The organism is Catenovulum sediminis, from assembly GCF_007289895.1.
Taxonomy (GTDB): Bacteria; Pseudomonadota; Gammaproteobacteria; order Enterobacterales; family Alteromonadaceae; genus Catenovulum; species Catenovulum sediminis.
Genome location: NZ_CP041660.1, coordinates 1,019,056 through 1,044,316 on the forward strand (window position 1 = coordinate 1,019,056; position 25,261 = coordinate 1,044,316).

The 25,261-nt window shown below is 41.1% G+C and carries 23 protein-coding genes and 1 pseudogene; 4 read left to right on the top strand and 20 right to left on the bottom strand.

The features are described 5' to 3' along the window. Nucleotides 1–38 precede the first annotated feature (38 nt). Nucleotides 39–1,181 carry a tRNA epoxyqueuosine(34) reductase QueG gene (gene queG / locus FNT16_RS04025; RefSeq protein ID WP_143870336.1) on the top strand — a complete coding sequence of 381 codons (1,143 nt, stop codon included), beginning with the start codon at nt 39–41 and terminating at the stop codon, nt 1,179–1,181. Here queG and ilvN read toward each other — a convergent pair. From ilvN to FNT16_RS04040, 3 genes are all read right to left on the bottom strand, one after another. Then, nucleotides 1,178–1,675 carry an acetolactate synthase small subunit gene (ilvN, locus tag FNT16_RS04030; RefSeq protein WP_143870337.1) on the bottom strand — a complete coding sequence of 166 codons (498 nt, stop codon included), beginning with the start codon at nt 1,673–1,675 and terminating at the stop codon, nt 1,178–1,180. The two genes, queG and ilvN, sit on opposite strands and share 4 nt — an antisense overlap. Further along, a complete protein-coding gene (locus tag FNT16_RS04035; protein WP_143870338.1) occupies nt 1,675–3,393 on the bottom strand; it encodes an acetolactate synthase 3 large subunit in 1,719 nt (572 codons plus the stop codon). Before FNT16_RS04035 ends, ilvN begins: the two co-directional genes overlap by 1 nt. 106 nt (nt 3,394–3,499) lie before the next feature. Continuing rightward, on the bottom strand, nt 3,500–3,691 hold the full coding sequence (locus FNT16_RS04040; protein WP_143870339.1) for a DUF1289 domain-containing protein: 192 nt from the start codon (nt 3,689–3,691) through the stop codon (nt 3,500–3,502). A 111-nt stretch (nt 3,692–3,802) separates the two neighbouring features. Here FNT16_RS04040 and FNT16_RS04045 point away from each other — a divergent pair. Further along, nucleotides 3,803–5,359 (top strand): annotated as a pseudogene (locus tag FNT16_RS04045) (EAL domain-containing protein); the annotation flags it as partial. Nucleotides 5,360–5,564: 205 nt separating this feature from the next. On the opposite strand, the gene amrA reads toward FNT16_RS04045, so the two are convergent. From amrA to FNT16_RS04105, 12 genes are all read right to left on the bottom strand, one after another. Further along, entirely contained in the window at nt 5,565–6,155 is a 591-nt protein-coding gene (gene amrA, locus FNT16_RS20700; RefSeq protein WP_143870341.1) for an AmmeMemoRadiSam system protein A, read from the bottom strand. Between the two features lie 232 nt (nt 6,156–6,387). Beyond that, on the bottom strand, nt 6,388–6,771 hold the full coding sequence (locus FNT16_RS04055; RefSeq protein WP_143870342.1) for a MaoP family protein: 384 nt from the start codon (nt 6,769–6,771) through the stop codon (nt 6,388–6,390). A 202-nt stretch (nt 6,772–6,973) separates the two neighbouring features. Continuing rightward, nucleotides 6,974–9,649 carry a methyl-accepting chemotaxis protein gene (locus tag FNT16_RS04060; RefSeq protein WP_143872863.1) on the bottom strand — a complete coding sequence of 892 codons (2,676 nt, stop codon included), beginning with the start codon at nt 9,647–9,649 and terminating at the stop codon, nt 6,974–6,976. A 105-nt stretch (nt 9,650–9,754) separates the two neighbouring features. After that, entirely contained in the window at nt 9,755–10,246 is a 492-nt protein-coding gene (locus tag FNT16_RS04065; RefSeq protein WP_246072352.1) for a chemotaxis protein CheW, read from the bottom strand. Then, nucleotides 10,243–12,447 carry a chemotaxis protein CheA gene (locus tag FNT16_RS04070; protein WP_143870344.1) on the bottom strand — a complete coding sequence of 735 codons (2,205 nt, stop codon included), beginning with the start codon at nt 12,445–12,447 and terminating at the stop codon, nt 10,243–10,245. The genes FNT16_RS04065 and FNT16_RS04070 overlap by 4 nt, the downstream gene beginning before the upstream one ends. Before the next feature lie 3 nt (nt 12,448–12,450). Then, a complete protein-coding gene (locus FNT16_RS04075) occupies nt 12,451–12,813 on the bottom strand; it encodes a response regulator (protein ID WP_143870345.1) in 363 nt (120 codons plus the stop codon). Nucleotides 12,814–12,829: 16 nt separating this feature from the next. Beyond that, complete coding sequence (locus tag FNT16_RS04080; protein WP_185976680.1) at nt 12,830–13,102, bottom strand: STAS domain-containing protein; 273 nt, start codon at nt 13,100–13,102, stop codon at nt 12,830–12,832. A 148-nt stretch (nt 13,103–13,250) separates the two neighbouring features. After that, nucleotides 13,251–13,859, bottom strand: a complete 609-nt coding sequence (locus FNT16_RS04085; RefSeq protein ID WP_143870347.1) for an SCO family protein — start codon at nt 13,857–13,859, stop codon at nt 13,251–13,253. Then, on the bottom strand, nt 13,856–14,761 hold the full coding sequence (gene cyoE / locus FNT16_RS04090; protein ID WP_143870348.1) for a heme o synthase: 906 nt from the start codon (nt 14,759–14,761) through the stop codon (nt 13,856–13,858). Before cyoE ends, FNT16_RS04085 begins: the two co-directional genes overlap by 4 nt. Further along, nucleotides 14,721–15,794 (bottom strand): COX15/CtaA family protein, encoded by a 1,074-nt coding sequence (locus tag FNT16_RS04095; protein ID WP_143870349.1) that lies wholly within the window; start codon nt 15,792–15,794, stop codon nt 14,721–14,723. The genes cyoE and FNT16_RS04095 overlap by 41 nt, the downstream gene beginning before the upstream one ends. After that, a complete protein-coding gene (locus FNT16_RS04100; protein ID WP_143870350.1) occupies nt 15,794–16,321 on the bottom strand; it encodes a hypothetical protein in 528 nt (175 codons plus the stop codon). Before FNT16_RS04100 ends, FNT16_RS04095 begins: the two co-directional genes overlap by 1 nt. Continuing rightward, a complete protein-coding gene (locus tag FNT16_RS04105) occupies nt 16,300–17,073 on the bottom strand; it encodes an SURF1 family protein (RefSeq protein ID WP_143870351.1) in 774 nt (257 codons plus the stop codon). Before FNT16_RS04105 ends, FNT16_RS04100 begins: the two co-directional genes overlap by 22 nt. 36 nt (nt 17,074–17,109) lie before the next feature. On the opposite strand from FNT16_RS04105, the gene FNT16_RS21100 reads away from it, so the two are divergent. Next, the gene (locus FNT16_RS21100; protein WP_143870352.1) at nt 17,110–17,316 is read left to right on the top strand and encodes a DUF2909 family protein; all 207 of its coding nucleotides are present in this window, start codon (nt 17,110–17,112) and stop codon (nt 17,314–17,316) included. 7 nt (nt 17,317–17,323) lie between these two features. Here the strand turns inward: FNT16_RS21100 and FNT16_RS04115 are convergent, their stop codons facing one another. The 5 genes from FNT16_RS04115 to lexA all read right to left on the bottom strand — a co-directional run bounded on the left by FNT16_RS04115 (nt 17,324) and on the right by lexA (nt 22,582). Beyond that, a complete protein-coding gene (locus tag FNT16_RS04115) occupies nt 17,324–18,208 on the bottom strand; it encodes a cytochrome c oxidase subunit 3 (RefSeq protein WP_143870353.1) in 885 nt (294 codons plus the stop codon). Nucleotides 18,209–18,219: 11 nt separating this feature from the next. After that, nucleotides 18,220–18,795 carry a cytochrome c oxidase assembly protein gene (locus tag FNT16_RS04120; RefSeq protein WP_143870354.1) on the bottom strand — a complete coding sequence of 192 codons (576 nt, stop codon included), beginning with the start codon at nt 18,793–18,795 and terminating at the stop codon, nt 18,220–18,222. 9 nt (nt 18,796–18,804) lie between these two features. Continuing rightward, nucleotides 18,805–20,406: a cytochrome c oxidase subunit I gene (gene ctaD / locus FNT16_RS04125; protein WP_143870355.1), complete on the bottom strand. Its 1,602-nt coding sequence runs from the start codon at nt 20,404–20,406 to the stop codon at nt 18,805–18,807. A gap of 11 nt (nt 20,407–20,417) precedes the next feature. Continuing rightward, nucleotides 20,418–21,533, bottom strand: coding sequence for a cytochrome c oxidase subunit II (coxB, locus tag FNT16_RS04130; protein ID WP_425456698.1), 1,116 nt, complete (start codon nt 21,531–21,533; stop codon nt 20,418–20,420). Between the two features lie 425 nt (nt 21,534–21,958). Next, complete coding sequence (gene lexA, locus FNT16_RS04135; RefSeq protein WP_143870357.1) at nt 21,959–22,582, bottom strand: transcriptional repressor LexA; 624 nt, start codon at nt 22,580–22,582, stop codon at nt 21,959–21,961. 151 nt (nt 22,583–22,733) lie between these two features. Between lexA and plsB the strand changes: the two genes are divergently transcribed. Then, complete coding sequence (gene plsB / locus FNT16_RS04140; RefSeq protein WP_143870358.1) at nt 22,734–25,175, top strand: glycerol-3-phosphate 1-O-acyltransferase PlsB; 2,442 nt, start codon at nt 22,734–22,736, stop codon at nt 25,173–25,175. Nucleotides 25,176–25,261 lie beyond the last annotated feature (86 nt).

Below are 25,261 nucleotides of genomic sequence, written 5' to 3' on the forward strand. Positions count from 1 at the left end.
GCACACCCCAATTTAAAACACGCCAAAAGTGATCTTTTATGTCTTTAACGATTAAACAACTGCAAGAGCTGGCCAAGCAAATTAAAAAATGGGGAAAAGAATTGGGTTTTCAACAAGTCGGCATCTCTGATTTAGACCTCAGTAAACATGAAGCTGAATTGCAAAATTGGTTGGACCAAAATTATCACGGCGAAATGTCGTACATGAGTAAATATGGCATGATGCGAGCCCGCCCTGCAGAACTTCATCCGGGTTCAGTACGTTCTATTTGTGTGCGCTTAGATTATTTACCGCAAGATGCCGAGTTTGCAGCGACCTTAAAAAAATCAGAAAAAGCTTATATCAGTCGGTATGCAGTTGGGCGAGATTATCACAAGGTGGTCCGTAATAAACTCAAACAACTGGGACAAAAAATAGAAGCGGAAACTGAGCTCAACACGGGTTTTAGACCTTTTGTCGATTCTGCACCGATTCTGGAACGTCCTCTTGCAGAAAAAGCAGGGTTAGGTTGGGTTGGCAAACATACGTTAGTATTGCATCGAGAAGCAGGTAGTTGGTTCTTTCTGGGAGAACTGTTAATAAATCTACCTCTGCCAGTTGATCAACCCGTTGAGCAACAATGTGGTACTTGTGTCGCTTGTTTAACCATTTGTCCTACTCAAGCAATTGTTGAACCTTATCAAGTAGATGCTCGCAAATGTATTTCTTACCTGACTATTGAACTTAAAGATTCAATTCCAGTGGAATATCGTAAATTAATTGGGAATCGTGTTTACGGCTGCGATGATTGCCAATTAGTTTGCCCTTGGAATCGTTTCGCTCAGCTCAGTCAAGAAAAAGATTTTAAAGCACGACACGGTTTATTAGGTGAGGACTTATTAACGCTCTGGCAATGGGATGAAAAAACTTTTTTAGACAAAACGGCTGGTTCACCGATTAGAAGAATAGGTTATCCATATTGGTTAAGAAATTTAGCGGTTGGCTTGGGTAATGCGGATTACAACCCCAATATAATAACGGAACTAGAAAAACGTATAGGACAAGTTTCAGGTATGTTGGATGAACATATTCAGTGGGCCGTTTTAGAACAGCAAAATAAACAAGACGCTCAGTTTAATCTGGATAAAAAAACTCAGCGCCTCGTTAGAATAATAGAAAAAGGGTTACCAAGAGACGCTTAAGATCTAAGCGACTTCTCCCCACGAGATAAGCCGGTTACCCCAGTACGAGAAACTTCTAAAATTTCAGCTTCTGTGCGGGTTGCTTCAATATAGGCGTCTAATTTAGAGGTTGTCCCGACCAACTGAATCACGTAAGTTGTAGGGGTAACATCCACAATTTGTGCCCTGAAAATATCACTCAAGCGTTTCATTTCACCTCGCGCTTCATTGTTCTCGGCTTTGACTTTAACCAACATCAATTCACGCTCAATATGCTCACCTTCAGTAATATCTTGAACTTTGAGTACATCAACCAACTTATTCACTTGTTTGGTAATCTGTTCAATCACTCGGTTATCACCAGCGGTAATCACTGTTAATCGAGACAAGGTTTCATCATCGGTTGGTGCCACAGTTAAACTCTCGATGTTATAACCACGCTGCGAAAATAACCCGACTATACGTGATAATGCCCCCGGCTCATTTTCTAATAATACGGATAAAATTCTTCGCATTATGTACGCTCCGTTTTACTCAATAACATTTCGTCCATCGCACCATACTTAATCTGCATTGGATAAACGTGCTCATTTTGATCAACCAAGATATCCATAAAGACGAGTTTATCTTTCATGGCAAAGCATTTTTCCATTGCAGCGTCTAAATCCGCCGGATCAGACACGCGTATTCCGACATGACCATAGGCTTCAGCCAATTTCACAAAGTCAGGTAACGACTCCATGTAAGAGTGACTGTGACGACCTTCATAAATCAAATCCTGCCACTGTCTAACCATACCTAATGCCTGATTATTCAGTGAAATAATTTTAACCGGAATACCATATTGCAGACAGGTTGATAGTTCCTGGATATTCATTTGTATACTACCATCGCCGGTAATACAAACGGACACACTATCAGGTAGTGCGACTTTAACCCCCATGGCTGCCGGCAATCCAAACCCCATGGTGCCTAAACCACCTGAGTTGATCCAGCGACGTGATTTAGCAAATGGATAATACAAAGCGGCAAACATCTGGTGTTGGCCTACGTCAGAAGAGACATAAGCATCACCATTAGTTACTTTATATAAAGATTCCACAACCTGTTGTGGCTTAATGACTTTGTCTGATTTTTGATAAGTCAAACACTGAGTGCTGCGCCAAGTTTCAATTTCACTCCACCAAGTGGCAAGTGCCTGTCTGTCATTTTGCTCACCTGTGTTATCTAACATTTCTACCATATCAGATAAAACCTGTTCGACAGAGCCAACAATGGGCACATGCGCTGAAACCGTTTTTGAAATTGAGGTTGGATCAATATCGACATGCAAAATAGTCGCATGCGGACAAAATTTCTGCACGTTATTGGTCACACGATCGTCAAAGCGTGCACCTAAAGCAAAAATAACATCAGAATTATGCATTGTTTTATTTGCTTCAACCGTACCATGCATACCTAGCATACCTAAGCATTGTCTATGTGTACCGGGAAAAGCGCCTAACCCCATTAGCGTATTGGTTACTGGCAAGTTTAAACGCTCCGCAAATGCGGTGATCAGCTCACTACAATTTGCAGCAACCGCACCGCCCCCTATATAGAGGACAGGTTTTTTAGCGGCTAATAAAGTCTGAAGTGCTTTTTTAATTTGCCCTTTGTGTCCTTTCAGATTTGGATTGTACGAGCGCATTTGCACGGACTCTGGAAACACATAAGGATGTTTTTCTTTCGGGTTCACAATATCTTTGGGCAGATCAACAACAACTGGACCGGGTCGTCCAGTTGCTGCTATGTGATAAGCTTTTGCAATTGTCGCAGGAATATCTTCTGCTTTTTTAACCAAAAAGCTATGCTTTACGACCGGTCGCGAACACCCCACCATGTCACATTCCTGAAATGCATCTTCGCCGATGACACTTGTCGGGACCTGACCTGACAAGATAACCATAGGAATAGAATCCATATAGGCAGTTGCGATACCTGTTATGGTATTTGTTGCACCCGGACCCGATGTAACCAATACGGTTCCCACTTTACCGGTTGCCCGCGCATAACCATCTGCCATATGCGCTGCTGCTTGTTCATGTCTAACAAGCAAATGTTCGATATCATTTGCTTCAAATAATGCATCATAAATATCCAGAACAGCACCACCCGGATATCCAAATATATGTTTCACACCCACCTGGGTAAGTGCCCGCACGACCATTTCGGCACCAGACATCATTTCCACGATAGATTTCCCCTCAAGATATAAATTGTTGGCAAGGATACCAATTTAAAAGCATATAAAAAACGTTAAATTACGAAAAAATCGTTTAACTTTTTTGTCTACATGATTATACACGCTGTTGTTTGCGATTTTTGGCAAGGCTCATTAACACTTTGCGCTGTGCATCTGAATATGAACGCCACTGAACAATTTCATCAACATGTCTGCCACATCCGATGCAAATGTCCTTTTCATCTAAACAACAATTACGAATGCAAGGCGTCTCAATTTGAGTGTTACTGGTTGATTGCAGTTTCATTTACTGACCACATGTCATTTTTTCTTAATACAAATCGGATAAGCTGGCTGCTTACTGCATCAAGTGTCATTTTTTGACATTTGCCCTAGCTAAGTAGATCAATTAAGTGCCATGTTGAAAACGACTCAAGATAAAGTAAGTATACAGCATATTCTCGACAATAAGAGTGTCGAAACAGTATTGCAGCCTATTTATAACTTAACAACGAATCGGGTCTTAGGGTTCGAGGCGCTCAGTCGCGGTCCCAAAGGCACTCAGCTAGAGTCACCCTTAAACTTGTTTAACGCTGCACATCAGCATCAATGCCATGCACAACTGGAAACCATTTGTATTGAAAAAGCGATAGAGTGTTTTGCGCGGCAAAACCTAGTCGGAAAATTATTCTTAAACATCACGCCCAACTATTTGGCCACCCGATGCGCTAACTCAGCATGGCTGCAAGACCTGTTGCATCGTTTTGGTTTAAATGGAAATCGTATTGTCATTGAAATCACAGAAGAAAACCCTGCGGATAATATTGAAGATTTAACCAATGTGATAAATGAGCTCAGAACGCTGGGTTTTCAGTTTGCTATTGATGATTTGGGCGCCGGTTATTCTGGTTTAATTCAGTGGTCTAAAATTAGACCAAGCTTGATCAAAATTGATCGCTATTTTGTCCAAGATTGTGATCAAGATTTGATGAAAAGAGAATTTTTAAGCGCCTTACTAAACTTGGCAAACAATACCAATGCAATGACCATTGTAGAAGGCGTTGAGACAGAAGCTGAGCTGGCAAGTGTTCGTGAACTTGGGATAAACTTTGCGCAAGGTTTTTTACTTGCCAAACCGGCAACAAAAGCCGATACCCGAGTCCCGCCAGTGTTGCAAACTCAAAATGACGTCAATACCAATGCCAATAAACTCAGTACAGATTCTGTCGCTCATCTACTAAGGCCGGTAAAAGGTGAAAGTTGGCAAGCCATTACTTTAGATATACTAGAGCGTTTTAAAAATGACAAAAGTCTACATACCATTCCTATTTTAGACGAACAACATGTGGTCGGTATTGTCATGCGAGAAGAGCTCATGGAACACTTTTCAAAACCCCTAAGCCATGCTCTGTATGATAAAAAACCAATCTCGCTATTGATGCGCACCGATTTTATTTCAGTAGAATCGAAAATCTCATTGGAAGAATTGAGCCGCATGTTAACCGATGAAACTCGCTTGGAAGCGCGCACTCCTTTTGTCATAACCGAAAACGGAACCTACAAAGGAATGGGTTCGGTTCGCAGCTTGCTAAAGAAAATCACCGATGCACAACTTGAGCGCGCTAAATATTCAAATCCATTGACTCTATTGCCCGGTAATGTACCGATCGATAAAGAACTTGATTCATTATTAGCACGTAAACAGAACTTCCACTTTGCCTATATCGATCTAAATCACTTCAAGCCGTTTAATGACCAGTATGGTTACGCTAAAGGTGATCAGGTTATTGTATTGCTCGCACAGCTGATTAAAAAGATATGCAACACAGAGCATTGTTTTATTGGTCATATTGGCGGAGATGACTTTGTTGTTATTTTTTACCGCCGAGAAGATCTGACAATGTTGAATGAGTTAGTTCGTGAGTTTGATCAAAAGGTCAAAGCATTTTTTAGCCAGGAGCATATTTTCCTAGGGGGTTACGCAGGTTATACGCGCAGCGGTGAACAAACCTTTTTCCAGTTACTGAGCCTATCTATCGGTTTAGTTTCACCCGATGTCAACCTGTGTACGTCACATCATCATATTGCTGAATTGGCGGTCGATGCCAAACAACAAGCGAAAAGGTCACAAGGCAGCGCGATATTTCACTGTAACCGCAAATTTCCAACCAGTTTACAAGCTAATTCGCCAACGCGCCCTCAATACGATATGTTTGAAAAACCAGAGCCCGCATTGCAGCCGTCCAACCATGAGGAGGCCAACCCGCCTTTTCTTTCAACGCGTGCAAAAACGCAGTTGGCTCACTAAATTCACGCCACATGCAAGGTAAAAAGACGCCGTTTAATTGACCATATTGAATCATTAAACCATCTCTGCCGGGAATGAGCTGCTCAATTAATTCAGCTTCACTGTTGGCAACCATTTGCAAGGGTTTAGACATGACTGACACGGTCGTATTGAGTTTTGCAAATTCTTCTGATCGAATTGGATCAAACCTTGGGTCATGAAAAGCCGCTTCATGTGCATACCAAGAAATATTATTGTCCAGACGTCCGTTTGGCACCGTTGTACCCACACAACCGCGCAAGCCACCATGATCACTGAGAGAAACAAAACAAGCTAATGAATCGGCTAATGCTGGGTGAGTCGGAATTAAATGCTCGGGCAAACGATCGCCTTGGTTATGAAAAGCATAACTCAATGAATTCCTGACAATTTCAATAACATGTTTAGTCACATCCGGCTGCTCAATTGACGAAACAGTAAGCATACGCAAACCCCTTAAGGATACCTTTCAGATAATTTAAGTATATACCTAAAATATCTGCTGTTGCACACTTTACAGCGTTTCGTATATTAGGTGTGGTCGTAAAGAGCTATCAAGCTGCGATAATAAATAACATCAGCGATAGAAGCTGATAATTTATCAATACGAAATAGCCCAAGTTACTGCAACCTAGGCTATATAACGGCGAGGAAATAAAGTTTAAAAGAATTAGAGTTTAATCATCATCTGGGTCAATTGAATCCCCCAAATCATCATTTAATCCCATATCATCGTCGTCATCGACATCAGTAACAGCCTGTTTTTTGTTACCATACAAGCTGCCTAACTTAGGCCGATTTAAACGAGACTGATATTTTAGCCAAGCTCTTTCTGTTGCATTTTCTGGTTTAGCATCACCCCGCATTATCGCTAAGATCCTCTCATCTTCATCATCTGAAGGTTGGATCTCACCTTTATACAAGGCATTGAACAAGTGACCATAAGTTGCCAGCGCATCCGCTTCTGAGATTGAAAAATCACCAGAACGCCTAAAACCGTACGGATAATTTTTCGGATCATCATAAATCCTTGATAACAATTGCTGCTTCGTTTTTGCCATGTAGGACCTCTCCACTTAGAAAAGTATTCAGGCATTCAAACAATTGAATGCGGGATGACTTTTAGCGATAAAATGAGACTATGTCAAAGCATAATGTATGAAATTTATATTTAATTTTCACAACTGATTATGCGCTACTCAAAATTATTGCTAAAAGCTAAAATCCAGCATAGTTTGTCTCGTTCAATCCCGCCATTTTTTTTTAAAATTCTTCCCAATCTTCATCTTCGTCAAATGATATCGCCGAGGATGCTGACAGGTTACTTGACTTCACTCGGGGCTTTGCGGCTAGCGTCGTTTTTACAGTCTGTTGTTCGGGTTCATTAACGTGACGCTCGGCCGTCAATGCTTGATTGTGGTTGTTGTCGACGGTAAAAAATGCCAGTAAACGTCGCATTGTGCCAGCCTGCTCGGCCATCGACTCACCGGCTGCAGACGCCTGTTCAACCAATGCCGCATTTTGCTGTGTCATTTCATCCATTTGCGTAATCGCTTTATTCACCTGCTCAATACCGGAGCTTTGTTCATTAGAAGCGACAGAAATATCGGCGATCATACGACTGACTTTATCAACAGCGCTTACAATCTCATTTAATGTCATGCCTGATTCGTTTACTAAAGCAGAACCATCTTCAACCTTGGCAACGCTATCTCTAATTAAATTTTTAATCTCTTTGGCGGCTTCTGCACTGCGCTGCGCCAAGTTTCGAACCTCACCCGCGACCACCGCAAAACCTCGACCTTGTTCACCCGCTCTTGCCGCTTCTACTGCGGCATTTAATGCCAACAGATTCGTTTGAAATGCAATCTCATCTATCACTCCAATAATATCTGCTATTTTTTTACTGGAATTGTTAATTTCAGCCATACTGGATACGGCTCTTTTAACAACAGCCCCCCCTTCAGCGGCTTTATTTCGCGCCTGACCTGCGAGCTCATCAGCTAAAGCTGCATTTTCAGCGGTGTGCTTCACTGTACTGGTCATTTCTTCCATACTGGCTGCAGTTTCTTCTAATGAAGATGCTTGCTCTTCTGTACGCTGACTTAAATCTGCATTACCTTGTGCAATTTCATCCGCCCCTGCTGCAACTGTGTCTGCTGACTGGCTAATACGTGTTATCATTTCAGTCAGTTTATCGACCGTAGTGTTTGCGTCATCTCTTAATTTGGCAAACGTACCTTCGTAGTCTCCGTTAATACGTTTTGTCAAATTACCATGAGCCATCGCATCTAACACTTCAACCGTACTGTTAATCACAGCGTCACACGAATCTACTAAGCTGTTTAGGCCTAACGCCAAATTTTTAAAGAAGCCTTCTTTGTTTTCTGTTTTTAAGCGTATCGACAAATCACCGTGCGATGCAGATTCAACCAAATAGGCAACTTCTTTTTCAACATTAACTTCAACTGTTCTATCAGCCCACTCAACAACCGTCCCGATACGCTCATTCTCGTCATCAAGAATTGGATTAGCAACTAAACTAAATACTCTGGGGCCAACTTCAATTTCGGTTGCATATGTCGATGTTAGATTTTTAATAATATTTTGCTGGTGTGCCGGGTTTTTATGGAAAACATCGATGTTTTGCCCTAACAAATTATCAGCATTGAAGTTTGGTAAAGCCTGTCGAATATCTGCTTGTGCATTTTTCAACATTTTTTCGAGTGATTCATTCATGTAAACAATCACATTATCGCCATTGGCAATCATGGTATTGGTTGTCACATTGTCCAGGGCTTGCCGCACTCTGCGATTTTCTCGCAATGTTTCTAGTTCTATTGCTTGTTGTTTGAGTTTTTCCGTCACATCATACCATTCAACAACCGTTCCCAAACGCTCTCCCATGTTAGAAATCCAAGGCGTAGCAATTAACTCAAAAGTTAAATCCCCCAATTTAATACTGGTAAAATATGGCTCTTGCATATCAGATAAAACGCGACGCTGGTGTGCAGGATGTTTATGAAAGTCATCTACACAAGTCCCCACTAATTTATCTGCGTTGAAATTAGGCAAAATTTGCTTAATTTCACGTTCCCGGTTTTTTAGCATTTGGTAGTTTTGTTCATTTAAATAAACGATATTTAAATCGTTGTCCGCAATCATCACATTGGCTTGGCAAACTTGTAGTGCATTGGCCAGATTTGCATTTTTCTGATTCAGCACTTCGGCTAACTTTTGCTCAGTAATGTCAGTTGCAAACTTAACCACTTTGTATGGATTACCGTGAATATCTAAAATGGGGTTATATGAGGCTTGGATCCAAACATCCCGCCCATTTTTTCCGACACGCTGGAATTCCCCCGAGACAAACTCACCTTGCCTTAATTTAAACCAAAACTGCTCATATGCTTTAGATTGTTTGACTTTTTCAGACACAAAGATGGAATGATGTTGCCCCTGAACTTCACGTAGACTGTAACCTAATGTCGCCAAAAAGTTTTCGTTCGCATCAATGATGGTGCCGTCTAAGTTGAAAGAGATAACGGCTTGGGAACGATTTATCGCTTCGATCTGGCCGGCCAAATCGGCACTTTTCTTTTTCTGACTGGTAATATCGGTCGCGAATTTAACGATTTTTATAATCTCGCCATGTTCATCAAATACAGGGTTATAGGTTGCTTGAATCCAGACTTCGCGGCCACCTTTGGCAATTCGTGGAAACTCATCAGCAACAAAATTACCGCTATTTAATTTTCGCCAGAATGCACTATACTCGACGCTTTTCGCGTAATCCGGCTCAACAAATATTGAATGATGCTGCCCTTTTATTTCATCAAGTGAATAGCCCATTGCCCGCAAAAAGTTATTGTTTGCATGCACTATCGTGCCATCTAGAGCAAACTCAATCACCGCCTGTGATTTATCCAGCGCGCGCATCTTACTTTCTAAGTCCGCTAACTTACGTTTTAGTTCAAGCGTTTGTTCATCATCACCCTTGTTAAACAATCGAGAAAACATACTATCTCCTATTTCCAGTAACCATTACTGGATTGTCAATAAAGCGTCTGGCTCTAACAATATCAAAGCCCCTTTTTCGCTTCGCCCCAAACCTTTGACAAATGCAGCGTTTACATTGCACGCCAATTCAGGCGCGGGCTGTATATCCTGAGCTTTTAAAGCATGAACATCGGCGACCGCGTCCACGACAATTCCACTGATTTTTGCACTGTCTTTTACAGTGTAAAACTTCAAGACTATAACGACTGTCATTGCATTGTAGGGCCGTTCCTCTATGCTTAAGCGTGCGCGTAAATCCATAACAGGAACGATGGTGCCACGTAAATTCATTACACCTTTGATATACTTTGGCGAATTGGGAATAACCGTTGCACCTTCCCAGCATCGAATTTCTTGTACTCTCAGTATGTCTACCGCATATTCTTCATCATTGATGAAAAAAGATAGATATTGATTTAAGTCTTCGCTGGCCGATTCATTTAACTGCTCAAGCTTTTTATTTATCTCTTCTATCATAGTGACTCGCATGATGTACTGTGTTCAGCTATGGTGATATTTCCTGTACCAAGGTTTTTGATACCAGCTACTTTGACCAAACCAACAACATCAATGATCAGCGATACTGTGCCGTCGCCTAAAATAGTCGCCCCTGAAATACCCTCTACTTTACAATAATTGGCTTCTAGGCTTTTTATTACAACTTGCTGTTGTGCCAATAAATCATCTACAAAGATGCCCGCTTTACCACTGTCTACCTCAACGACGACTAACAGCCCTTCGTTCAGTGAATGGCTATCTGACTGGTGCGCGAAAACCTCTGCCAATCTTACGATAGGTACATATTCACCGCGCAAATCCAAGACATCCAATTGCCCACCGATATTACTAACCTGCGTAGGATTAATTTGTAACGATTCAATAATGTTTACTAATGGGATAATATAAATATGTTGTCCAACACGCACCAATTGGCCATCTAAAATAGCCAGGGTTAACGGCAGACGAACTTTGAACTTAGTGCCTTGGTTCGGCGTTGATTCAACATCCACAGCGCCATTTAACGCTTGAATATTACTTTTCACAACATCCATGCCAACACCTCGACCGGATAAATCTGAAACAGTTTCGGCTGTTGAGAATCCAGGTTCAAAAATCAATAAATTGATTTGCTCGTCAGTCAGCTCATCAGTTGCATTAATCAGTCCATTGGTAATTGCTTTTTGACGAATTTTCTCGGTTGACAATCCTCGACCATCATCGATTATTTCGATGACGATATTGCCGCCCTGATGATAAGCGTTCAAGGTAATTTTACCAATTTCACTTTTTCCGGCAGCCATACGCTCTTGCGGGCTTTCTATACCATGATCAACCGAATTACGTACCAAATGGACCATGGGGTCGGATATTTTTTCCATCACCGTTTTATCAAGTTCGGTCTGCTCACCCAGTAACACCAGTTCGATTTTTTTACCTAATTTTTGACTACTATCCCGTACCAAGCGCACAAATCGATTAAAAACAAAACTAATAGGTAACATGCGAATACGCATCACACTTTCCTGCAACTCTCGGGTGTTGTGCTCTAATTGGGCTAAACCTTGCTTCATGCGTTTAACAACCTTGTTGTCAAACTCACTTTCGGAAAGTTGCATCAACATGGCTTGGGTAATAACAAGTTCACCAACCATGTTGATTAAAGAATCCACCTTATCGATACTAACGCGTATAGAACTGGCATCCGCTATTTTCTGCGATGTCTGTTTTGCTTTATCAGTCGTCAACGAATCACCAACTAAAGCAGTTGATTGCGTTGGCGACGCCTGAACCTTAGTTGCCGGTTCTGCTAATTGCTTGTCTGTTCTAATTTTTGTATGGCTGTCGACTTCAGTCTCACTTTTGGTGGGTTCACTTGGCTCGATACTGAATTGTGTGTTTTCGTCGGCAGGTTTTACTTGCGAAGATGAGAGCGCCGTAACTTGAGTTTTAGTGTCTTTTGTTTGGAACCCTTGCCGTGAAATATTGATTTCACAATCGTCTTCCACCCACTCAAAAATTTCCTTAATCTGCGATTCTGAGCAATCACTGATTAATTCAATCTGCCAACTGAAATAGCAGGACTCAACATCAATTAAATCTAAAGCAGGCAAGCTCTGAGTATTAACGACAACCTCCACCTCCCCTAACTGAGCCAACTCTTGCAACATGTACAAAGGCTCATTACCTGTTAATAAAATTTCTCTATGGGGAATAAACGTTATATACCAACTCGACTTGCTCCCTTGCGGTTTTGCTAGTTGTTGTGTTTCAGTCGAATTCGCAGTTGGCGGTTCGTCTAGTAAACTTTCAAATTCAGCTTTCAGTGCTATTGCTCTTGACTCATCCATTGTTTGGTTTTGGCTTAATGCCGTTAACATATCACGCAAACAATCAACAGAGCGCAATAACAAATCAACCTGCTCAGTGGCCAATTTGCGCTTACCTTCACGCACCAGATCTAGGTAAGTTTCAACCACATGCGTAAAGCTTGCTATTTTCTCAAAGCCAAAAGTACCACTGCCCCCTTTAATAGAGTGAGCCGCTCGAAAGATTGTATTGATGGACTCAACATCAGGCGTATCATTTGAAAGGCGCAATAGCTCTGCTTCCATTGCATCCAGCCCTTCAAAACTTTCTTCAAAGAAAACCTGATAAAACTGACTTAAGTCCATTTTCATATGCTATCTCAATACTTTTCCAATCGTCGCAATCAGTTGGTCTGGATTAAAAGGTTTGACAATCCAACCCGTGGCCCCCGCAGCTTTCCCTTCTGATTTTTTTTCTAAACCAGACTCTGTCGTTAACATTAATAGCGGAGTATATTTATAGTCAGGCAAAGCCCGTAGATTACGAATTAAACTAATACCATCCATATTGGGCATATTTACATCTGATAACACGAGGTCAAAACGACTATTTTGAGCCATATCCAGTGCTTCAACACCATCTTTAGCTTGCTGTACATCATAACCTGCTTTTTTCAGGGTAAAAGCGACCATTTGACGCATCGAAGCTGAATCATCAACTGCAAGTATCTTTTTCATTGTTGTCCTTACCAATTTAGTTTTCTACTATCAATAAATTATCTAGCCCAACAAACCGGCATGCTTCAATAAAACGTTCGCTGCCGGCTATTATTGTCATCGGGATATTTTCGCTTTTGCAGTCTTGTCGTAACCCGACAATCAACTGCAATACAGCTGTATCGATTCGTTCTACTTTAGATAAATCTAACCTGATTGCTTGATTTGTTCGCTTTAACGCAAGCAAATCAAGCTTAATTTGTTGAGCTTGCGCTACAGTAGAAGTGTGTGCGAATTCGTAACTTTCCATTCTTTGTTCCTGTAATGGCCTTTTCCTAGTCCATTCTCGCATTGTTCACTAATAGCCTGTTTTTATATTAGATGCTGATAGTAAAAATTCAAAAATTCCGTTTATTTTTTGCTTTATACCGCCAATTCAGTGTAATAGTGTCTCTGCGCTATTGTAGATACGTCAGTACTTCTGCTATTTGCTGAAAATTAATACTGGGTGGTTGACTGGTAAAGTCAGGTTTAATCATCGCGCGAATACGAGTATTAGGGTCGACCAACACCAGTGCGGCAGAATGGTTAACTAAATAATTATCACCTTCTCCATGCATTGCATAGACCAAACCTAAGTTTCGTGTAAAAGGCAATAAATCGGGGTGTGGACCCGTAACAGCTTTAAAATCGGCATTAAAAAACTCAATATATTGTTTAAGTCGGCTGTGTGTGTCTCTTTGCGGATCGGCGCTAATTAAGACCACTTGTACATTTGGATTGACTTTAGTGAGCTGTGGATAAACACGGTTTAAATCGGCGAGTGTGGTGGGGCAGATATCAGGACAAAAAGTGTAACCCAAAAAAAACAGGGTCCACTTGCCAGCTAAAGCACTATTGTCAAATAGTGCCGCCTCTTCATCTTTTAACACAAAAGGTTGAATCTCTTTTGCTGTCGGGTACAACAGAACATTAGGGAATTCAGCTTTTACACCATTATCTGCTACGTCTTGACATGCATTCAAAGCGATAATAAAACAAAACAAAGCGCAAATTTTTAATTTCATAGTAAAAAATGATCCAACATCATAAACACAAACAACCACAATAAATGCCAAATAGAAAACTTAAAAGTTTTAAACGCTAAGCCTTCTTTAGCAAACCATTTAAGTTGTACGGCGTAATGCATAAAGCGCAGGTTTAAAAGACACACAGCGGCCAAATATAGCTCAGAAAACAAACCTGATAACCAAGGCAAAATACAAACTATGGTCAATAAAATAGTATACAAAAGCACCATGGTTTTAGTTAATTCAATACCATGAGTGACAGGTAGCATAGGCACACCCGCTTTACGATAATCTTTTTCTCTATGTATTGCGAGCGCCCAAAAATGAGGAGGCGTCCAAGTAAAAATGATCAGTACCAGTAACAGGGCATTTGGGTCAATCTGGTTGGTGACAGAAGTCCACCCCAACAATGGAGGCATTGCCCCCGCCAAACCACCAATCACAATATTTTGTGGCGTTGCCCGCTTTAAAAACAAGGTATAGACCACAGCATACCCAACTAAAGACGCCAGCGTTAACCAAGCGGTTAATTGGTTAACACCATACCATAACAGGACAAAACCAAATGCCCCTATAATGGCCGCAAAAGCCAGTGCTTGTTTATCTGTTAAACGCCCTTTAGCCAGCGGTCTGTTGTGAGTGCGCGCCATTACAGAATCAATTTTTGCATCAACGACGTGATTAACCGCAGCCGCCGAGCCAGACAACAGCGCGATACCACAAAAAGAAAACAGTAAAATTTGCAAACTGGGTAAATTGGGTTGAGCAACCAACATCCCGACCAAGGCAGTCAAAAGAATAAGCGCTACAACTTTAGGTTTAGTAATTTCAAAAAAATCACGCCAAGCAGGTAATTGCTCAATTTGTAGTGAAAATTTGTGAGCGGTCTTGCTGCGCATTTTTACTCTCCTCATGAGTTACAGGCTTTACATTGTCTATTTGGCTTAACGAATACAAATAGACACTTTTAACCATCGCAGTAAGTAATAACAGCGCGACAGCGTTATGGGCCACGGCCACGTATAGTGGCAGTGAAAAAAACACGTTACTAATACCTAGAACGATTTGTGCTACTAGCAATGTAAAAACCAATAAAGCGGTACGCTTGGTTTGCGGTACCTGCGAACGCTTTACAAAAACAAATAGCCAACTTAGCATCACGATTGCGGTGAATATCGCGCCTATTCTGTGACTAATATGAATGGTCATGCGAGCTGCGTAATCCAACACGCCATATTGATAACTCTCTGCTTCAGGTGTCATCGAAAATGCTTGTGCAAAATCTAATCGGTTACTCCAATCGCCTTCACAAATGGGCAACTGAGTGCACGCCAAAGCAGCATAGTTTGACGATGTCCAGCCACCTAAAGCGATCTGCAAAATGAGCACTGATAACGCCAAAACACCGATTGTGGGTATACCTGTAAAACTAGCAACAAATTGTTTGTGCTGAGTACGCATTAATCGCATATGCAAAAAAACCAGCAAAATAAACACACTAAAACCCCCTATCAAGTGGGCCATCACAACTATTGGTTTAAGGGCCATGGTCACTGTCCACATCCCCAATATTGCCTGAAACACAACAACAACCAACAATGCAAATGTATGCCCCTTATAAGCAGAGTACGACCTACCTCCCCCTGCCTGCTCTTTACGCCAAGGTAAAAGGGCTAATATCAGTATTAATATTCCCAACGTCCCAGCAAAATATCTATGGATCATTTCGTTCCAAGCTTTTTGTGGTTCAATTGGCTGATCTGGGAAACGCGCTTGTGCAACTGCACTTTGCTGCTCTGTAGGCACCAATAAATGACCATAACAACCGGGCCAATCAGGGCAGCCTAATCCAGCATCGGTTAATCGTGTATAAGCCCCTAAAACGACGACAACAAAGGCCAGTATGATTGCCAGTCTGGTTAATTTAATCATCAGCCGATCCTTGATAACTTCAATAATTTGCGTAAATCACTTAACACATCTTTTGCAGTGCGAATTTGTTTATCGCTACCTTCCGCTAATGGATACTTAAGCATGATGACACCCAATGGGTCTGCTAGGTATAGATGCCCTGATGCGGCTTGTTGTAGTTTTGGATCTTGAATAACGGCCATGTGTTGCTGCAGTGACATATGATTTGAAGCCAACTGTACCCGTGCAGTTTCTTTACCTAATGCCACATCTATTTGTTGCATTAGGTATTGAGCCTGTTCACATTGCTGACAATTGTCGTCAGCAATGTATAAAAGCACCCATGTATTTTTCAGCTCACTGGGCAATTGAGTAGTAGACAATTGCAGCGGTGGGCTTAACAGTTCACCTTTATTTGTTACAGCGGGTGTGAACCATGAATACTTGAGTGCAACCCAAGCCAATAAAACAGGTATCAAAAAAGATAAAAGCAAAAAATAGAACGATGTTTTCTGCGGTGTTACGGTTAACTTTGCTGAGTTTTCCATTTCGTAGCCTTAATTAATATTATTATTGTTAGCGCAATCGCTAAAGCAAACCACTGAACGGCATAAGCATAATGTTTTGCTGGCGGCATATTTACCTGCCGCCAGTTGCTTTGATATGCAACGTCTGAATTTGCTTTACTAATTAACAGTATAGGCAACAAATTTGATTTTTGCTGTTGCAATTTTTGAATAAAATAAGGTGATATTTGTGAGATAAATTGCCATTTATCGCGACGCTCTACTATCTCGCTCATAAAATGATTGTTGCTCGGGATTTTAATCTGAGCTTGTAGCTCAACTAAACCTTGCGGTAAATTGTGTGGCAAAACAGGTAATCTATCTTTACTATAAGGTACCCAGCCTAAATCGAGTAAAACCTGTTTTCTTGAATTCAACACATTAGCTTGTATGATGACATGTGCTCCGAGCACATGCTGATATATTTGATTATCTAACAACCATACCTGGTTAGAAGTAAGCAGATCAGGCGGGATATTTAACGCCAGCTCGACTAACTGCCCCTCTGCATCCAACAATTGTTTTTCTGATAATGCTAATAATTGCTGTTGTGACATACCCACTGGTCGGGTAACACTTTGCGCGCTTGCGGTCTGACGTAACATTCGCTGTTTTTCAGCTGCACGGTTTAGCTGCCAAACACCTAAACCGACCAGTAAAATAATGGAAATACTCCAGATTAATAAAGGAATTTTTTTTACTTTTAGCTGAGCTGCACCTAAGGTTAAATACATAAAAAACGAACAACCAAATAAAAGGGAAATTATAAAATGATCGCTAAAATCATTATTATCATCATGTTGATATTAAGCATATTTAATCTGGTTATAGCCCTCGTCGCGATGACAACTAATAACAAAACTCAAAATATGAGCAAGCGTTTGGGTCGCCGTTTAATTTTTTCGGTGGCAACCCTATTGTTTATTATTCTGTCAGTTTACATGCAATGGATAAAATTGAATGTACCGCCGTTTTAATGTAAAGCTATAAAACATACACAAATACAAAAAGGCATAACCAAACCACATCAACAAAATGCCAATACCAAACGGATGACTGAAAGGCAAAATGATTATCTACGGTAAAATGGCCAGCCCGTATGCGAAATAACATAACAATTAAAAATAGGGTACCAAGGGTTACATGCATACCATGAAAACCAGTTAATAGATAAAAGGTATTGCCGTATACACCTGAATCGAGTTTCAGACCTAGATCCTGGTATGCATGGATATACTCTTCTACTTGCAAGAAAAGAAACACACATCCGAGCAGTACAGTCACGAACAACATCCAAAATAATTGCTTTCTTTTATTTTGCTCTAAACCGACATGTGCAAAATGAATCGTGATAGAAGACAGCAGTAAAATAATGGTATTAATTAACGGCAATCCCATATATCCCATGGCCTGTGTTTGCGTGCCATCTGGAGTAGTTACAAGCGGCCATATTGCTTCAAACTGTGGCCATAATACGACATTGGTCATTTCATTGTTGCCCGCGCCCCCTAACCAAGGAACAGAAATCATACGGGCATAAAATAAAGCACCAAAAAAGGCCGCAAAAAACATCACTTCAGAAAATATGAACCAAGACATACCTTGGCGATATGAAACACCCAGCTGTTCATTGTGTAAACCGGCTCTCGATTCTTTAATTTGGTCTCGAAACCAACCAAACATCATAGCCAAAATGGTTACGATACCCGCTATTAATACATATCGCCCCCATCCTGGTTCTCCTGTACGGCTTAAATGTGCTACCAAATTACCCGCCCCAACTGCAATCATAAAAAGTGCAACTGCACCGACTATCGGCCACGGGCTTTGCGCCGGCACATAATATTGAGAAGAATCATGCTCTGCCATTTTCCATCCTCCTAATTAACACGAGCGGTTGTATTACCATCAACCGCATATAAAGTGTAAGCTAATGTCATTTGCGATATATCCTTGGGTAATGCAGAATCCAGATAAAACCGCATAACAAATTCTACTTTTTGTTTGCCTTCAATTTTTTGCTGTTCAAAACAAAAACACTCTGTTTTATGTAGATACAAGCCAGCTTGGCCTGGTGAAACGGATGGGATAGCCTGTACAAATGCGGTTTCACTACTGGTATTTTCAATGGTAAAACGTACATTTTGCATTTCTCCCGGATGTACCCGGACAACAGGTTCTAATGCACTAAAACGCCACTGATGACCGGCTTTGCTAAAACTGACGAATTCCAGTTTAACTTTTCGATTATTGTCTACCTGAGTTAAATCATCCGCTGTCAGTCCAGCGTCTGCGCGTTGTATGCTGCGCCCATTGAGACCCGTAAGATCACAAAAAACGTCATACAAGGGCACCAGAGCAAAGCCAAAAGCAAACATACATACGACAACAAGCGCCAAGCGAGCAACTATCTTATTATTAGCTTTTTGCTGAGCATTACTGTCACGTTTTAGCATGATCCCGTCCTAATCGATTTTCGGTGGTTTAGTAAAGGTATGATAAGGCGCAGGCGACTCAACCTCCCACTCTAAGCCCTCAGCACCATCCCACACTTTAGCGTCAACCGGTTCACCCTGTTTTCGGCAAGCCTTAATCAGTAGCGCTAAAAAGATAAATTGTGATAGCCCAAAGGCAAAGCCCCCCAAACTGATAATTTGATTCCAGTCTGCAAATTGAACTGAATAGTCAGGGATGCGTCGCGGCATACCCGCTAAGCCAACAAAATGCATTGGGAAAAATAACACGTTAACAGAGATAAGCGAGCACCAAAAATGAGCTTTGGCTAGCCCTATGTCATACATTACGCCGGTCCATTTCGGTAACCAGTAATACGTAGCGGCTATCAATGAAAAAATAGCCCCAGTCACCAACACATAATGAAAATGCGCAACAACGAAATATGTATCATGGTATTGAAAATCGACCGGTGTGATGGCCAGCATCAACCCTGAGAAACCACCGAAGGTAAATAAGATAATAAAGGCTACCGAGAACATCATAGGTACTTCGTAAGAGATTGCCCCCTTCCACATAGTCGCAACCCAGTTAAATACCTTAACCCCGGTCGGTACTGATATCAGCATGGTGCAATACATAAAAAATAGCTCTGCGTAAACAGGCATCCCTGTTGTAAACATATGGTGTGCCCAGACAACAAAACTTAATAGCGCAATGGAAGCTGTCGCATAGACCATAGAAGCATAACCAAACAATTTTTTTCGACTGAAAGTAGGTACTATGGTGGAAATAATGCCAAATGCGGGCAATATCATAATGTAAACTTCTGGGTGGCCAAAAAACCAAAAAATGTGCTGGAACATCACAGGGTCACCACCACCTGCGGCATCAAAAAACGAGGTGCCGAAAAACTTATCAGTCAGCACCATAGTCACAGCGCCAGCCAATACAGGCATCACGGCAATCAATAAGAAAGCGGTTATAAACCATGTCCAAACAAATAACGGCATCTTCATCCATGTCATGCCGGGCGCTCGCATATTCCAAATTGTTACAATGACATTGATCGCCCCCATAATCGAAGAAATACCCATGATATGTACTGAAAATACAAATAATGCAGTACTATCACCACTATAGGTAGTTGATAAGGGTGCATAAAATGTCCAGCCAAATGCTGGCCCACCACCTTCGACAAATAGACTGGCCAACAATATTGCAAAGGCAAAAGGCAGTATCCAGAAACTAAGGTTGTTCATTCTTGGCAAGGCCATATCCGGTGCACCTATCATCATAGGTATCATCCAGTTAGCCAAACCGGTAAAAGCTGGCATTACAGCACCAAACACCATGATTAACCCATGCACTGTGGTCATTTGATTAAAAAAGTGTGGTTCAACAATTTGTAATCCGGGTTGAAAAAGCTCAGCCCGAATAACCATAGCCATCGCGCCACCGGTTAAAAACATAATGAATGCAAACCACAAATATAAAGAACCTATGTCTTTGTGATTAGTGGTGTATAACCAACGCTTAATACCTTTTTCCGGACCATGATGCTCATGCTCTTGGGGTGTGGCTGATTCGTTTGCGGTTGTAACTGTAGTCATCTAATGCCTCCTTACTCGCCACTATTATTGATAAACTGATAAATATCTTTTGGTTGCACTGAATCACCTGAATTCATGCCCCAAGCATTACGCTCATATGTGACCACTGCGGCAATTTGCGCCAAGGTGAGCTGTTTGGCAAACGCCTGCATTGCAGTTCCTTTTTTGCCATTTACCACAATATCAATATGCTCTTTAACATCACCGGTTGTAATAGCACTGCCAACCAAGCCCGGAAATACGCCCGGTAAACCGGCCCCATTCGCCTGATGACAAGCGGCACAATAAGCACCATAAACTTTTTCACCTTCTTTCATTAATGAATCAAACGACATATTCATCGCTAGCAAGCGGGCTTCTTCTGCTGCGGCGGCTTTTTTCGCTTCAATCTCTTTTTGTAACCACGCATCAAATTTTGCTGGTTCAAGCGCAGTCACAACTACGGGCATGAATCCGTGATCTTTGCCACATAATTCAGCACATTGCCCTCGGTAAATTCCGGGCTCATTCACTTTAGTCCAAGCTTCATTTATAAAGCCTGGATTCGCATCTTTTTTGACTGCAAAATCAGGCACCCACCAGCTGTGAATAACATCATCGGAGGTCATTAAAAAGCGCACTTTACGATCGGTAGGAATCACTAAAGGTTTATCAACCTCTAACAGGTAGTCGTCGCCTTTAATCCACTTATTTTGAATTTGCTCAACAGGTGTTGAGAGTAAACTATAAAACTCAACATCATGCTCTAAATATCGGTAATGCCATTTCCACTGTGAGCCTGTAACAACAATTGTTAAATCTGCTTCAGAAGCATCTTCCATATCTAACAATGTAGAGGTAGCGGGTATTGCCATACCAATTAAAATAATAAATGGGATAATAGTCCAAGCAACTTCGACTTTAAGGCTTTCATGAAAATTTGCGGCTTTTACCCCGCGTGACTTACGGTGAAAAACCATCGCATAAAGCATGACACCAAACACGACAATTCCTATCACAACACAGATATAGAATATCGTCATATGCAAGTCATACACCTGCTGGCTGATATCTGTTACACCCTTGGTCAGGTTGTAAGTTGAAGGACTTTCACCAGAACTCGCCGCTTTTACCGAATTAGCCAGCAAAAGCGCTAAAGCGGCTAAAAACTTATAATGTTTGACCACAGCTCGGACTCCTTGTTGTCACTCTAATTATTATTTCGGGGTTTTTATTACTATATTGCGCAAAAACTCTTATGAATAAAAAATAGACAACGAATGAAAATAGATCCATGTAAAACAAAAAAAAATTTCATTTATTTAACAAAATTCAAGATATAAATTGCTTAAATCAAAAGGAAATGAACTATCTGACCTGTTTTAAATGCCTAAAAATAAGGGGTTTAGCACAAACTTGTCTCTGGCTAGCTAATTAACAGAATGAGTTTACAAAGGGGTTGGCGTTTTTTAATAAAAAGAACTGATGAGAAATAAATAAAAAACGCTTTAGCCAAAATCAAATGTGCAGACTAAAGCGTATTATTGGAAGCAGTGAAAAGCTGGCGAGTTGCTCAAAAACCGCCCGTATTACGGACGACACCAACAGCTAAACCTTCTATTGCAAAAGGTGTCGTAGCCAAATCTACCTCAATAGGTGCAAAATCTTTATTTTCAGCGATTAACGTAACTTTCCGACCGCTTTGCTGATAACGTTTTACGGTGACTTCATCCTCGACCCTAGCAACCACCACTTGACCATTTTGCGCTGTTTGCGCTTTGTGTACAGCAAGTAAATCGCCATCTAAAATGCCGACTTCAATCATACTGTCACCTTCAACACGTAATAAAAAATCAGCTGATGGTTTAAATAAATATGGATCAACTTTGTAATGCTGCTCAACATGTTCTTGTGCCAAAATAGGACTACCCGCGGCTACTTTACCAATAAGTGGCAACCCGTTTTCCGTATTGATATCGTCGTCTTGGGCAACCAGCCGGATTCCTCGGCTCGTCCCCGCCATGATTTCGATAACGCCTTTTTTAGCCAGTGCTTTTAAATGCTCTTCGGCAGCATTGGGAGAACGAAAGCCTAGAATATTCGCTATCTCAGCACGTGTTGGCGGCATGCCGGTTTCCTGTATATTGTCTTTTATTAATTGCAATATCTGAGTTTGTCTGGGCGTTAATGGTCTCATAACAGTGTTTATCTATACAGTAATCAATACTGTCAGTATATACAGGGCATTAGAAAAGGCAAATAATATTACGGCCATTTATAAAATCCGATCTGCCAGTTTGCGCTAACATGCTACAATACATCAAAATTTACTATTAATTTTGCATTAAATGACAGATTACAAAAAGCTATTCAGCTATATATTCGCGCTACCGATTCGGCTACTGACAAAATCAAAGTTAATTTTGGGTAACTTGGAAGCACTTGAGGTGCAAAACCCGAATAAGCCAATCTTTTATGTATTAAAGCAAGATTCGCTAACCGATTTATTAGTGCTTGAGCGTGCCTGTAAAAAAGCCGGTTTGCCAAGCCCATTTAAAACAGTTCAGTTAGGTGAACAATCGTTTAGACGGTACGTTTGTTTAGACAAAATACAACCTGTTATTCAAAAAAAAGCGGGTAAAACAGATGCGATTGCAAAAATCCAATCAGTGCTGGATATGCATGTAAAAACCCCTGAATTGGATGCCAAGTTGGTTCCTGTATTCTTATCTTGGGGTCGTGCCCCGGGCAAAGAAAAAGCCAAAGTAAAAACCCTTTTCAGCGATCAACAAAAACCAAGTTGGTTAAAAAAAGTATTTATCGTTTTATTTTCTGGTCGCGACAATTTTATTTCAATAGATGAACCCCTTTCGTTGCGCTTCGTAGTAGAAGAACACGGCTCTGAAGCCGAAATCACCAAAAAACTTTTGCGCGTGGCCCGTTTCCACTTTCAAAGACAACATTTAGCAATGGCCGGCCCTCGACTATGGCAAAGGGACAATATGTTTACCGCTTTATTAGCTTCGCCCGTTATTAAAAAAGCGATCGAAGATGAAGCGAAAAGTAAAAACATCAGTATTGATAAAGCCAGACAAACGGCTAAGAGTTATCTAGAAGAAATGGCGGCTGACTATCGTGATAGTTGGATTAGAATGCTGGACACTGTCATGACTTGGGTTTGGAACAAGCTCTACTCGGGTTTAGAAGTTAAAAACGGTGAACAAGTTAGAAAGCTTGCGCAAGAAGGTCATGAACTCATATACGTCCCTTGTCACCGCAGCCATATGGACTATTTGCTACTAACTTACGTGATCTATCACCAGGGTCTCGTCCCACCTCATATAGCAGCGGGGGTGAATTTAAACTTTTGGCCGATGGGCGGCATTTTTAGACGTGCAGGCGCGTTTTTCATCCGCCGCTCGTTTCGCGGCAACAAACTCTATTCAGAAACATTTCGTGAATATCTGGCTCAGCTTATCAACAAAGGACATGCAATTAAGTTTTACCCCGAGTCAGGCCGCTCGCGTACTGGTCGATTGTTAAAGCCCAAAACAGGCATGCTCGCGATGACGGTACAAAGCATGTTGCGTGGCCAAGAACGCCCTGTTTCTTTGGTGCCTGTTTATATAGGTTATGAACACGTGATGGAGGTAAAAACCTATCTGCGTGAATTGCGTGGTGAAAAAAAGAAAAAAGAATCTTTTTTACACTTGTTTAGTATTTTAAAAAACCTGCGCCACTTTGGCCGTGGTTATGTCAATTTTGGGCAACCTATTACTTTAAACAAAAGTTTAACCGCTTATCAGCCCGAGTGGAAAAAAGACGGTGATCCTTATTTTCCACCAAAACCAACTTGGTTACCGGGCTACATCAACCATGTTAGTCAACACATTATGTGCAACATCAACCATGCCGCCGCTTTAAACGGCGTGACTATGATTGCGATGGTGTTATCGGTTGCCGATCAGCATACCTTGTTTCGAGATGATCTAGAAAAGATACTCAATCTATTAACGCGATTACATGCGCAGAAATCACCGTTTCCAAATATGACGTTACCACCGGAAAATACTGCCGCAGAATTGATAAATAACGCGCTGAAAATGGAAAAATTTGAGTTTGAAGATAAAGCTCCGGCAACCGTCTCAATTGCGGATAACTCAGTTGTTGAGCTGACGTATTACCGCAATAACATCATTCATTTATATGTTATCCCCAGTGTTATTGCCGCTATTTTGGTGGAACACAAAAGTATTGTTAAAAGCCATTTAGTAAAAATAGTTGAAAAAATTACGCCGATAATGGCCAACGAATACTTTTTTTCGATAGAGCCTGAGGTTTTGCAACAACACCTAGAACATTGTATCCAAACCTTTGTAGAACAAAAAATCGTATCTATTGAAAATGAAAAAATCACCACAGTGGAGCACTCTGAAACACCTTATTTACAACTCTATTTATTAAGTTTGATAGGTCAGGAAACCTTACAAAGGTATGCTGCGGTGCTAAATACGCTTGATGCACACCCACAAGGTTTAAGCCGTTCAGAATTGGAGCGAAGTGCACAGGAAGTGGCTAAATATTTAGCCAAATTACACGATATCAAAGGGCCTGAATTTAGCGACAAATCTATTTTGAGCCAGTTTGTTGGCCAGCTTAAAGAACAAGAGCTAATTGTTATTAAAGAAGAAGGCCGCTTTATAGGCACACCAGAATTAACTGAACTATCACAAACTGTTTATGCGTTAATAGATGGAGAAATACTCAATACCATCCGCCATTCCAGTTAAAGCCAAAAATTTTAACGAAATATAAACCGTTAATTGATTACCATAAGTATTAATTAATCAAACAGGCAATAGCTCACCTGTTTGAT